Origin of the sequence: Streptomyces sp. ISL-96 (genome assembly GCF_018614035.1) — a bacterium.
Lineage (GTDB): Bacteria > Actinomycetota > Actinomycetes > Streptomycetales > Streptomycetaceae > Streptomyces.
This window is the reverse complement of sequence record NZ_JAGGPA010000093.1, coordinates 1-11,870: the sequence shown is the minus strand read 5'-3', so window position 1 is coordinate 11,870 and position 11,870 is coordinate 1. Positions and strand designations below refer to the sequence as shown.

Here is an 11,870-nt window from a genome sequence, read left to right as displayed (position 1 = left end):
CGACCATCCAAAACAGTCACAGTCGTCCAGCTCATGAGTAAGGCAATGTCGGAGTCGATCCTGGATTCACTCAGGAAGCTCCAGGACCCGGAAACCCTCGCTGCACTTGTCAGGGATGCGGCGGATGCTCAAGGAGTTGCACCGGACGCCGTGCGCGACCTGGAAGATCTCTTCGACCGATTCTGGAAGCTGGCCAACGGCGTCGACTTGGAATTGCAGTGGAAGAGCAGCTCCGGAGTTCCTGTCCGCTCTGCCATGATCGGGGATTCCATCGACCCGCCTGATGGTCAGGAAAGGATATCCATCGGCGTCAACGTCTTCGGCATTGGCGTCGGAGTCAGCTGGTAGGTAGCCGACGTCTCCCCTCTCGGTGTTGCATGGTGGAAATTCCGGGCTTGTTCGCGAGCTCTGGATTACCCGTCCGGCGGCTGGACGCATCAACTGGACGGGGGAATCGGTTTCCGGGCTGCCGCCGAGCTTTCCGGGTTTACGGAAAGCTCGGTGCAGGAACGCGGCCTGACACCACGCGCTCCGCGTGAGCGTTGGAGAAGTGAAGGCAGGGACCGGGAACCAGGACAGGTAATCCGGTCCCTGTGCCGTAGTTCAGGCACTGGGCGCACGCAGAACTCCGACCCGGCAGAGGGGGATGGCTCCTCACGCTGCGGGTCCGGGACCGTGTCGTCACCGGCCAGGGATTTCACCCGACATTGAAGAGGCGTCATGTCACGTCAGTACTACCAGCGTGGTCACCTCGTCGAGGCTGAACAGCTCGACGAGGTAGTCGCGGTCAAGATAGGCAGGGACACCCTCGGCACAGAAGCCGCCGAGGTGGAGGCACAACTGGGAAGCAGCGCCCGCGAGCAGGTACGCGAGGCCGGCGTCGACGATGAGACGAGCGACGCCTTCGCTCGCGCGAACTGGGTATTCGTCAGACCGAACCAGCAGACCCGCGAAGCGTTCACCACAGGCGAGGAGATCCCCGGCACGGAGGCGACCGGCAACGTCATCCGGCGCCCCAACGGCAGGATCGGTATCGCGACCGACGCGCTGACCGTCCAGCTGCGGCCGACGCTCTCGGAGGAGGAGGCCGAACGCGAGCTCGAATCGGCGGGTCTGACCGTCGTCAACAAACTCGGCTTCGCGGAGAACCTCTACGAGGTGCGCGCCACGGCGTCGCACGACGCCCTCGCGGCCTCCGTCGAACTCCATGACAACGACCGTTTCGTCTTCGCCGAACCGTCGCTCATCGAGCACGTCCCCGCCCGGTTCAGGCCCAGTGGTGCCCGCTACCCCCAGCAGTGGCAATGGAGGAACGCCGGCACAGGCGGCGGTACCCCGGACGCCGACGTCCATATCGAGTCGGCCTGGGACCGTACCTTCGGGACCGGGATGCGAGCCGCTGTCATCGACAACGGCTTCGACACGCAACACCCGGACCTCGCCTCCGGGTTGGATCCGCTGTCGGGATTCTTCGACGACATGGGAGGCGTGGTCTTCGTCCAGGGCACCTCGGGGATGCCTGACAGCAATCACGGCACCTTCTGCGCCGGCATGGTCGGGGCCCGGCTCAACAACGGTGCCGGCGGTACAGGCGCGGCCCCCGAGTGCAGCCTGATGCTCCTGGCGTGCCTCAAAGACCAGGTCGGTACGCAGACAACGCTCGCCCGCGCTGTGGCATACGCGGCCGTCCCCTCCACTGAAGTCCCCGGGATCGCCCCTGACAGCGGGGCGGACATCCTGGTCAGCAGTCTGGGCCCGAACGGCGCGGACTGGGATCTGACCGGCACCCTGGAACTCGCTATCGAATTCGCCGCCACCAACGGCCGCCAGGGCAAGGGGCTGGCGATCTTCTGGGCGGCGAGCAACGGCAGGAACGTCGACGTCACCAAGGACGAAGTGGTCTCTCATCCGGACGTGATCGCCGTTGTGCGGTCGAACAATCAGGATCGGGAGGACAACGCGGCACGAGGCCCGGAGGTCGAACTGATCGCACCCGGCGTCAACGTCTTCAGCACCAAGTCCGGCGGCGGTTACGGAACCAGCACCGGCACCAGCTTCGCCGCTCCCTGCGCGGCCGGGTGCGCCGCACTGGCACTGTCGGTGAACCCCCACCTCAAGAGAGACCAACTGCGTGAGGTGATGCACGAGTCGGCCGACAAGATCGGAGGACCGGACGTCCAGTACGACGCGGCCGGCCACAATGACGACTACGGCTTCGGCCGGGTGAACGCATCCCGGGCCGTCGCGCTCGCCGACGGGATGAGGCCATGAGCGAGGAACTGGACGTCTTCCGCTGCCACGTCGTCGCCGAGAACGCCGAAGCGCTCAGGGAGTTCCTCCGCGAGACGCAGCCCGATGTCGGCTGCCGCGCCGTCGCGCGCGGCACCCGGGCGGGTGTCGGATTGGACCTCTACTTCCGCCAGGACCAGCTTGACCAGGCCAGAGCAGCCAGATCGGCGCCGCTGGTGAACATCACCGAGATCGAGAATGTCACGGAGAACTGGCGCAGCCTGAAGCAAGAGGTCGGCGGCGGTGACCGTTTCGCACACCGGGACGCCGTCCCGCACGGCCTCGGTCGGAAGGAGTGACCGTGTACCTCAACGTGGCCGAGATCGAATCGGCGATCACCAGTCTGCACGGCGCCTACCCCGACGCCTCAGAGATCGTCACTCCACCCCAGCTCACCCACGAGGGCCGAACAACAAGGCTGTTGCGGGTCGGGGCACGCCAGGCCGACGAAGTACCCGGAATCCTGCTGTTGGGCGGGATCCACGCACGGGAGTGGATGCCGCCCGACGCGCTGATCTCTTTGGCAGCAGACCTGCTCGAGGCACACGACCTGGCCACGGGGCTCGGGTACGGGTCGTCGACGTTCGCGGCGGCGCAGGTCACACAGGTCGTGGAGAACCTCAATCTGTTCTTCTTTCCCTGCGTCAACCCCGACGGCCGGGCCTTCAGCCAAACCACTTCCGCGACGTGGCGCAAGAACCGCCGGCCGGCACCTGCCGGGTCCACAGGCCCCTCGTGCATGGGTGTGGATCTGAACCGGAACTTCGACTTCCTGTGGCATCACTCCTCGAAGTTCGCCCCGGACGCGGATGTCCACACGTCGAGCGCACCATGCCATCCGCAGGTCTACCGAGGGCCGGCCGCCGCGTCGGAGCCCGAGACCCGCAACGTGGTCTGGGCTCTCGACACCCACCCGCAGATCCAGTGGATGGCCGACGTCCACAGCGCAGTCCCGGTGATCCTGCACAACTGGGGCTCCGACGAGAACCAGTCCACCACCCCGACCGACACCTTCCGCAACCCCAGTCTCGACGCCATTCGAGGGCGCCCGGACGACGGCATCGGCGAATTCATTCCCGAACAGGACCTGAAGATCGAGGTCGAACTGGCGGAGCGGATGAACGACGCGGTACGTGCGGTGCGCGGTGTCGACTACGGGGTCGAGGCAGCATACGGGCTGTACCCGACATCGGGGACGAGCGACGACTACGCCTACAGTCGGCACTTCACCAACCCCGCCGCCACGAAAGTGTTCAGCTACACGATCGAGTGCGGTGACAGCTTCCAACCAGTGTTCAGCGAGGCCGAACAGGTAATCCAAGAGGTTTCGGCCGCGTTGCTGGCACTCGCGCTGAACGCTCCCGAGGTCACCGACAGCACGTAGCGGACGCTGGTCGCGGACCGGCTCGCCCGGCGCTTGGCGGAGCAGTTGTCCTGACCGCCGCCGGAGGGCGGGCTTGCGGTAGCTCAACTTGACGCCTCGCTTCGTGAGGTGTCTGCGGTGAACCGCACCACCCGGGCGGGTGAGCAGCCCGACGTCTTGGGTAACCGGCGGCACGTGGTTCTCGTACTACGGCGCGACAACTGTGTCGGGCCCCTCCGGCCTCGACATCGACCACATGGTGCCACTCGCCGAATCCTGGGACTCCGGCGCATCAGCGTGGACCGCCCAGCGCCGCGAGGCATACGCCAACGACCTGGAAGCCCCCACTTCGCTGGTCGGCGTCACCGCCAGGTCCAACCGCAGCAAGTCCGACCAGTGCCCCGGCACTTGGTGTTGCAGCCGTCCGAAGGGTTTGTCCGGTGTTCCAGTGGCGGAACTTGTCGCGCGTGTACCCCTCGCGGGATTCATCGGCGAGGGTGAACTGGTGGACCGCGACGCCGAGGGGAAGCATCTCGGCGGCGTGCGCCGGCGGCGACACGAAGTTGGGCAGGATGGCGAGGGCTGCGGCCGTAGCGGCGCGCAGCAGGTTCTTGGATGCCGTCCACCGGCGAAGTCCACTGCCAGTACGCCGCCGAATGGACCGGCACCAAGCTCCGCTGGATCCTGACCATCGACCCGCAGGAACAAGCCCAGCTGCTCAACCTCGCCGAACGGTGCCCGACCACTGAAGTCCACTTTTCGGCCATCCTCGGCGCCTTCTGCCGTAACAGCGTGACCAGCCGCCGCCGGCCGGCCTTGCGGATCTGGGCCGGGGAGCCGAACCGCTCCAGCAGGCCAAGGCGGCCGGGTGCTGCAACCGCGGCCCCAGTACTCGCTCCAGCGACGGATGGATCTGGGTCAGCAGGCCGTGCAGCCGGTTGGCGACCCTGGTGGCCTCGCCGGCCAGGTCGTCGTCGAAGCCGACGATCATCTCCAGCTCGGCGATCGTCTCGTCCTCGCCGTCGATGGCCCGCAGCGTGTGGGGCATCGCGCGGGCCGCGTCGGCGATGATGAACACGTCCATCGCGTCGATCTTGGCCTCGCCGGGGTAGAGGTCGGCGATCCGCCGCATCGTTAACCCGGGCAGGTAGGCGACCGGGCAGCCCATGTCCCTCGCGACCGTCGGCGGTGAGGCCCCGATCGAGGCTGACGGCGTGGTGTTCGCCCTTGCCGACGTCCAGGCCAAGGAAGGCGTCGATGCCGCCGGTGTCGATCACGTGCAGGCCCCTCCGCTCACGCTTTGTCCGGCCTGCCACGGCACCGAGCTGCCACATCCATGTTACGGAGAGCCCTTCCGGCCTGGGGGAAGCCGGTGCTCAAGCCCCTCATCAGCGGTCTGTCGATGCCTCCGGGCCCGGTGACACCACCCCCCGGCTCATCGAACAACAAGGGGGAATTCATGCCGGACTCGAAGACCGGAGGCCCATTGCGGAGCCACGAAGAAGGTAACGGGGGGGACGGCCGCCGCGCTCTGGGTCATTTGTGACAGGAAGGGAGGAGTTCCCGCGTGTCCGCAAGGCCCCGGGGCTCGTTGTCAGCCTGTGATCGACGGAGCTTCGCGGTGGCGGCACTGCTTGTGTCGGCCTCGTCCCCGCCCTGGCCGCCAAGGCCCCGCCTCTGGCGGACTTCTCCACCTGCGGTTGTGTCCGGCTCCGCAGCGCGCGCTTGTACCGGCCGAAGGGCGGCGCGCCGGCCCCGACGAGTACGTGATCGTCTACACCGGCGACGTGGACTGCGTGCTGCGGTGACGGGCGCCACGGGAAGGGAGCGACCGTAGTGGAGATTGGACGACGCGCTGCATTGGCATCGCTGGTGGCCGCGGGGCTCGCCCCCTGCCGGGCTGTGGCGGTGGGGCGCACGGTGCGGCCCTCCGGTGCGCTTCTCGCGGGGCCGGTCATTGTGCCTGGGAGGGGGGAGGGCCCTCGCCCGCCGGATGCACTCCTCGGCGATGAGATCCGCCTGATGCCCACGTCCCGAAGAGTCATGGCGCTCACCTTCAATGCCGCATGGGACGAAAGCGGGATCGACACCGTCCTGACCGAGTTGCGGCGGCGGAAGGTGCCCGCCACCTTCTTCCCGACCGGCCAGTTCGCCGACGCCCATCCGGCAGCCGTTCGCGCCATGGCTGCCGCACACGGCCTCGGCAACCACTCCTACAGCCACCCCTATTTCGACCACCTCAGCACCGCGGAGCGTTCGGACGAGGTTTGTCGTGCGGATGCCGCGATCCGCACCGCGTCAGGTACCGATCCCCTGCCGTTCTTCCGTTTCCCCTACAGCAGCACCACCGCACAGTCGATCGCCGACATCAACGACCTCGGTTACGCGGTGATCGAGTTCACCGCCGACACCAACGGCTACCTCGGCCCGCAAGGCGGCATGACTGTAGCCAAGGCGGTCAAGCGGGCAGTCGACGCCTTCACTCCCGGAGCAATCCTGCAGATGCACGTCGGAAGCACCGGCGACGACACCGTCATCGACGCCCAAGCCCTCCCCAGAATCATCAACGCGGCCCAAGACCAACGCTACAAAATCATCGACCTCCGCCAACTCCTCACCCCAGCACCCGACTGAACACCCCCCACCAGCAAGCCCGGTAAGCACGCCTACGGCAAGACCCCGGAAGGAGACGTCCCTGCGGACTGTGGCCGGGATGACACCCTCTGCCTTCGGATCAGCGTCGTGTGCCCAAGCCTCGTCGACACACCGATCCTTGACCGCCTCAACCCCGGCCTGCCGCCCACCCGACTGGCGGCCGCCGCCAGGGCCCTCATGCAAGCCACGCACCCGTGGCCCTACCCGCCCGACCGCCTGGCTCAGGACATCCTGCACCGCCTCTCGCGCAACACAGCGGTCATCATCGCGCCCGCCCGCGCCCGAGCCGTCGACCGGCTGGCCCGCCACGCACCCCGGCTCGCCGATACGCTCAACCGGCACCTCAGCGCACGAGCGCTCCGAAACACCACCACCGGCAGGCCGACACTTCCCGGCCAAAGAGCCACCCCCGCACCCCAGCCCCCTGCCCGGCACCGTGCGGAGCGGTAACGCGCGCCCTGCGAACCACTAAGGGCTGTCCCGCGTAATGATCTTGGAGTCGGTGGAGGCGCGGTCGGTCGCTGCCCCGCCGGTTCGATCTATCCGGCGAGGGTGAGGTTGTGCAGGCAACGACCTGATGGCCGTGGAATACCGGTAGTTCTTCGACAGCTCGGCACCTTCGTGGTCGCCGGTGGGCACCAGGGTTCCATCCACGATCAATACGGCGTCCTTACGGAACCGCTTCCTCGGCTGCAACGCGAGCACCGGTCCGAGGTGGTCGGTGATCATGTCCGCCGCTGACTTCGAGATGCCGAACAGTGGGGCCGGCTGGCGCATCGTCAAGTTCGTGCGCCAGTACGCCGCGACCAGCAGCACGCGGTCTTCCAGCGGGAGCCCTCTGCTATGGTGCGCCGATGTCATCGGTCAAGCAGTTCCAAGTCACCTTCGACTGTGCGGAACCTGAGCGTCTCGCTCGCTTTTGGTGCGAGGTGTTGGGGTACGTCGTACCGCCGCCACCGGCGGGGTTCGCCAGTTGGGACGATTTCAACCGCTCCCAGGCTCCCGGGGATCAGGGTTCATGGTTCGCCTGCAGTGATCCCTCAGGTGTGGGCCCGCGCCTGTACTTTCAGCGCGTCCCCGAAGGCAAGGTCGCCAAGAATCGGCTGCATCTCGACGTGAGGGTCGGTACCGGACTCGTGGGGGAAGAGCGCCTGGCCGCGCTCGAGGCCGAATGCGCACGACTGGTCCCGCTCGGCGCGGTACGCGTGCGACTACTGCTTGCCGATGACGACAACGAGTCGTGCCTCGTGATGCAGGACATCGAGGGCAACGAGTTCTGTCTCGACTGAGCATCCTCCGCGTCGGCGAGGTGGGGAGCCGCCTCCCTTGGACCACTCTGGTCTCCTAGGGGTCGGGAGTTGTCCCGTGAGGGCGAGCTTCGCGGTGTGAACGCCGTCGCCCTTCAGACGGCAGTCGCGAAGGGTCTTCCAGGTCTTCTTCCGCGCGGAGTTCTGAGGACGACGACCGTGGGTCAGGCACTCTGGGAATATCTGCGCGATTTAACAGCGGTCGGGTGGCTCGCGTCGGCTCGCTGGCATCCTGCGATGGCTGGTGGTTAGTTAGGGCAGCCCGATGGGGGCGGCCCTCAGCGGATGACTGTTCAGCTCGTCGCAGCCGTCTTCGTCCCACCACAGCCCGCCCTGCGTGGTGAGGTAGGGGTGCAGTCCGCGGACGTCACAGCCTTCATGAAGTGCTTGCGCGACCGCGTGGAGAAGGCTCGCCAGGTCGGGCCAGGAATCGGTGAAGTCGCCGCCGCCGCTGTGGCCTGCCCAGCCGAGGCGACCTGCATCCGGGCGGGGACGCAGGTCGATCACCTGGGCCGCGCCATCGGCACTCTCGGCCCAGGGAACCCAGAGCGGGTGCCACCAAGGCTCGTCTTCCCAGGGGCGAGGGGCCAGGCCGTCGTTCTCCGCCGCGACGTTCATGCAGGTCTGCCAATGGTCCACGATGGCGCTCACTGCGAGCGGGGACTGCTCCGGCAGGACGGTCGTCCAGGTGCTCACGCCGTTGTGGCATTGCAGAGACTCAACCAGATCACGGGGCAGCGGGGTGCCGAGAACCCGTTCCGCCTGTCGAATTTCGTCCGGTATTGCCGGTGGATTGAGGAGTGCGAAATCGGAGGCCACGTGCGCCGCCAGCCAGGCGTCGATCCGGCGCCAGGACTGCGATGGGGGCAAGGTCTGCTGTGCCATGGCGCCATCCTGCCCCACAGGTCTGACAAGGCGGATCGAGGCCCCCGTCCGATGAAGCGAGGTCAACCAGCGGCCTGTTGTTGGGCGCGGGCTCGGGGGGAAGCTCATGACCGGTGCCACGCGAACACAGCGGGCCCAGCTCGGCGGAGTACGCGGCCGTCAGCCCCGTCGCCTCAGCGAAATCCGCCAGCAGCCGTGCCCCGGCATGCCCGGCTAGTGCGTTGCCTTGTCGTCCGGCACCGCATTCTTCGCTGTGGCTGGGGCAGTTCGGCGGGGAGGGGGGCGCGGATCGCCCCTGATGCCGCGCAAGTGCAGGCAAAGGACCACGACGGCCACCAGCACGGAGGCCGCGCCGCCGAGGAGCAGACCGGCTCTCGCGCCCAGGGATTCGCTGAGGGCTCCGACGAGGAGGGCTCCCAGTGGCGTGGTGCCCTGGAAGACCAGGGTGTAGAGGGCCATGACGCGCCCGCGGTAGGCGGGGTCGGTGCCCAGCTGGATGCGGTGGTTGGCGGCCTGCGCGAAGTAGATGGATCCGAAGCCGGTACAGAAGAGCAGTACAGCGGCCGCGAGGTAGGTGGGAGCCAGTCCCGACAGGGTCTGGAAGATGCCGAAGCCGGCCGCAGCTGCGATGACCAGGCCCAGCGGTGGTCGACCTCGGCGCAGTGTCGTGGCGAATGCGGCGATGAGCGAACCTGCCGCAAGTGCTGTGCTGAGCAGTCCGAACGCTGCGGCGTCGGCGTGGAAGACGGTCTTGGCGAGCAGCGGCAGGGTGAGCTGGAAGTTGAAGCCCAGCATGCCGACGACCGCGACGAGGATCATGGGAAGGAGCAGGTCGGGGCGGGTTGCCATGTGGCGGATGCCGTCCATGACCCGGGCGCGTTGGGGCCGGGAGCCGGTGCGGTGGAGTTCCGCGGGGCGCATCAGGCGCAGTGCCGCTACCGTCGCCAGATAGCTCGCGGCGTTCAGCAGCATGACGGGGCCGGTGCCGAACCAGCTGATCAGCAGCCCGGCCGTGGCCGGGCCGACCACGCGTGCGGTGTTGAAGTAGGCGGCGCTGAGCGCGGATGCGTTGGGCAGCAGGTCGGCGCCCACGAGTTCGCTGACGAAGGACATACGGGTGGGGACTTCGATGGCGTTGACGGTGCCGAGGCCGAGGGCGAAGAGGTAGATGTGCCACAGCTGCACGCCGTCGGCCAGGACCAGCACGGCGAGTGCGAGGGCCAGGATTCCCGAGGCGAGGTTCGCGGCCGTCAGCAGGCGCCGCTTGTCGTAGCGGTCGGCCAGGCCGCCCGCGTACAGAGTGAGCAGGAGCAACGGGGCGAACTGCAGAGCCGTCACCACGCCCAGAGCTGTGCCCGAGTCGCCGGTCAGTGACAGCACGAGCCAGTCCTGGGCGACGACCATCATCCAGGTGCCGGCGACAGAGACCAGCTGGCCGGCTGCGAACAGCCGGAAGTTGCGGACCGTCAGGGACTGGAAGGTGTGAGTGAGGGTGAGTTTCATGAGGTTCTCGCGCTGGCGCCGACGCGGCTAGCCGACGACGGTCCAGGTGCCGCCGCCCGCGAGCAGCGCTCCCAGATCGCCCTTGCCGTCCCGTTCGACCGAGGCGTCGAGTTGGTCGGACATCTGGGTGTCGTAGACCGGCCGGTCGACGCTGCGCAGCACGCCGATCGGGGTGTGGTGCAGGGTGTCGGGGTCGGCGAGCCGGGACAGGGCGAAGGCCGTGGTCGGGGATGCCGAGTGGGCGTCGTGGATGAGGATGTGCGACTGGTTGTCCTCGGTGACGGCGACGACCTTGAGGTCACCGGTCGATGAGTCCCGTACGACGCCCTTGGCGCGGTCCGCTCCGAAGCGGATGGGCTGCCCGTGTTCGAGGCGGATCACCGCTTCCTCGGCCTGCTGCTTGTCTTTCAGTACTTCGAAGGCGCCGTCGTTGAAGATGTTGCAGTTCTGGTAGATCTCCACCAGGGCGGTGCCCGGGTGGGCGGCGGCCTGGCGCAGTACGTCGGTGAGGTGCTTGCGGTCGGAGTCGACGGTGCGGGCGACGAAGGACGCCTCGGCGCCGATCGCGAGGGAGATGGGGTTGAAGGGCGCGTCCAGCGAGCCCATCGGCGTCGACTTGGTGATCTTTCCGACCTCGGAGGTCGGGCTGTACTGGCCCTTGGTGAGGCCGTAGATCCGGTTGTTGAACAGCAGGATCTTCAGGTTGACGTTGCGGCGCAGGGCGTGGATGAGGTGGTTGCCGCCGATGGACAGTGCGTCGCCGTCGCCGGTGACCACCCAGACGCTCAAGTCGCGGCGGGAGGAGGCGAGTCCGGTGGCGATGGCCGGGGCGCGGCCGTGGATGGAGTGCATCCCGTAGGTGTCCATGTAGTACGGGAAGCGGCTGGAGCAGCCGATGCCCGAGACGAAGACGATGTTCTCCTTGGCCAGGCCCAGCTCGGGCATGAAGCCCTGAACGGCGGCCAGGACCGCGTAGTCACCGCAGCCGGGGCACCAGCGCACCTCCTGGTCGGACTTGAAGTCCTTGGCTGCAAGGGGGACTTCGGCTCTGGGTATGAGGGACAGGGCCTCAGCGGGCATCGTTGGCCTCCTGGATACGGACCGCGAGCTGCTCGGCCTTGAAGGGCATGCCGTTGACCTGGGTGAAGGACTGTGCGTCGACCAGGTACTTGGCGCGGATGAGGGTGGCGAGCTGTCCCAGGTTCATTTCCGGGATCAGTACGCGCTCGTAGCGGGCGAGTATGTCGCCGAGGTTGCGGGGGAAGGGGTTGAGGTGGTTCAGGTGCGCCTGGGCGACGGCGCCACCGGCGGCCCTGACTCTGCGTACTGCCGCGGTGATCGGTCCGTACGTCGAGCCCCAGCCGAGCACCAGGAGCCGGGCCTCGCCCGTGGGGCCTGGCCTGCTCGGGCGCTGTCGAGAGCTTGGGGACGGGTCGTCCACTTCGAGGTCGGGTACCCGGATTCCGTCGATCTTGGCCTGGCGGGTGCGGACCATGAAGTCGTGGTTGGCCGGGTCGTACGAGATGTTGCCGGTGCCGTCCTGCTTCTCGATGCCGCCGATACGGTGCTCCAGGCCCGGCGTGCCGGGCACCGCCCACGGACGCGCCAGCGTCCGCGGGTCGCGCTTGTAGGGCCAGAAGACCTCGGTGCCGTCGGCGAGTTCGTGGTTCGGGCCGGTCGCGAACTGCACGCGCAGGTCCGGCAGCTCGTCGATCTCCGGGATCCGCCACGGCTCGCTGCCGTTGGCCAGGTAGCCGTCGGAGAGCAGGAACACCGGCGTCCGGTACGTCAGCGCGATCCGGGCCGCGTCCATGGCCGCGTCGAAGCAGTCGGCGGGGGTCCTCGGTGCCACGATCGGCACCGGGGCC

10 protein-coding genes and 5 pseudogenes are annotated in these 11,870 nt (G+C 67.6%); 8 read left to right on the top strand and 7 right to left on the bottom strand.

Translation table 11 applies throughout. The features are described from left to right. From J7E96_RS36405 to J7E96_RS38040, 5 genes and pseudogenes are all read left to right on the top strand, one after another. A partial coding sequence (locus J7E96_RS36405) for a hypothetical protein (RefSeq protein WP_215138138.1) occupies positions 1-348 on the top strand: 348 nt, incomplete at its 5' end. Positions 349-720: 372 nt separating this feature from the next. Beyond that, entirely contained in the window at positions 721-2,271 is a 1,551-nt protein-coding gene (locus tag J7E96_RS36400; RefSeq protein WP_215138136.1) for a S8 family serine peptidase, read from the top strand. Further along, the gene (locus J7E96_RS36395; protein WP_215138134.1) at positions 2,268-2,588 is read left to right on the top strand and encodes a hypothetical protein; all 321 of its coding nucleotides are present in this window, start codon (positions 2,268-2,270) and stop codon (positions 2,586-2,588) included. Before J7E96_RS36400 ends, J7E96_RS36395 begins: the two co-directional genes overlap by 4 nt. 2 nt (positions 2,589-2,590) lie before the next feature. Beyond that, positions 2,591-3,673: a M14 family metallopeptidase gene (locus J7E96_RS36390; RefSeq protein ID WP_215138132.1), complete on the top strand. Its 1,083-nt coding sequence runs from the start codon at positions 2,591-2,593 to the stop codon at positions 3,671-3,673. Between the two features lie 160 nt (positions 3,674-3,833). Next, positions 3,834-4,061 (top strand): annotated as a pseudogene (locus J7E96_RS38040) (DUF1524 domain-containing protein); the annotation flags it as partial. 346 nt (positions 4,062-4,407) lie between these two features. Here the strand turns inward: J7E96_RS38040 and J7E96_RS36385 are convergent. Beyond that, positions 4,408-4,859, bottom strand: a pseudogene (locus J7E96_RS36385) (IS110 family transposase); the annotation flags it as partial. A 695-nt stretch (positions 4,860-5,554) separates the two neighbouring features. Here J7E96_RS36385 and J7E96_RS36380 point away from each other — a divergent pair. Beyond that, positions 5,555-6,286: a polysaccharide deacetylase family protein gene (locus J7E96_RS36380; protein ID WP_374196763.1), complete on the top strand. Its 732-nt coding sequence runs from the start codon at positions 5,555-5,557 to the stop codon at positions 6,284-6,286. 108 nt (positions 6,287-6,394) lie between these two features. Then, the gene (locus J7E96_RS36375) at positions 6,395-6,757 is read left to right on the top strand and encodes a hypothetical protein (protein ID WP_215138128.1); all 363 of its coding nucleotides are present in this window, start codon (positions 6,395-6,397) and stop codon (positions 6,755-6,757) included. Between the two features lie 132 nt (positions 6,758-6,889). On the opposite strand, the pseudogene J7E96_RS36370 reads toward J7E96_RS36375, so the two are convergent. Then, positions 6,890-7,141: pseudogene (locus J7E96_RS36370) on the bottom strand (transposase family protein); the annotation flags it as partial. A gap of 20 nt (positions 7,142-7,161) precedes the next feature. Between J7E96_RS36370 and J7E96_RS36365 the strand changes: the two are divergent. Then, positions 7,162-7,596 (top strand): VOC family protein, encoded by a 435-nt coding sequence (locus tag J7E96_RS36365; protein WP_215138125.1) that lies wholly within the window; start codon positions 7,162-7,164, stop codon positions 7,594-7,596. A 78-nt stretch (positions 7,597-7,674) separates the two neighbouring features. On the opposite strand, the pseudogene J7E96_RS38980 reads toward J7E96_RS36365, so the two are convergent. From J7E96_RS38980 to J7E96_RS36345, 5 genes and pseudogenes are all read right to left on the bottom strand, one after another. After that, a pseudogene (locus J7E96_RS38980) lies at positions 7,675-7,752 on the bottom strand (IS5/IS1182 family transposase); the annotation flags it as partial. A 114-nt stretch (positions 7,753-7,866) separates the two neighbouring features. Continuing rightward, positions 7,867-8,499, bottom strand: a complete 633-nt coding sequence (locus J7E96_RS36360) for an SMI1/KNR4 family protein (protein WP_215138123.1) — start codon at positions 8,497-8,499, stop codon at positions 7,867-7,869. Positions 8,500-8,712: 213 nt separating this feature from the next. After that, positions 8,713-10,002, bottom strand: coding sequence for an MFS transporter (locus J7E96_RS36355; protein WP_215138121.1), 1,290 nt, complete (start codon positions 10,000-10,002; stop codon positions 8,713-8,715). Positions 10,003-10,029: 27 nt separating this feature from the next. Beyond that, complete coding sequence (locus J7E96_RS36350; RefSeq protein ID WP_215138119.1) at positions 10,030-11,082, bottom strand: 2-oxoacid:ferredoxin oxidoreductase subunit beta; 1,053 nt, start codon at positions 11,080-11,082, stop codon at positions 10,030-10,032. Beyond that, a pseudogene (locus J7E96_RS36345) lies at positions 11,072-11,870 on the bottom strand (2-oxoglutarate ferredoxin oxidoreductase subunit alpha); the annotation flags it as partial. The pseudogene J7E96_RS36345 and the gene J7E96_RS36350, both read right to left, overlap by 11 nt.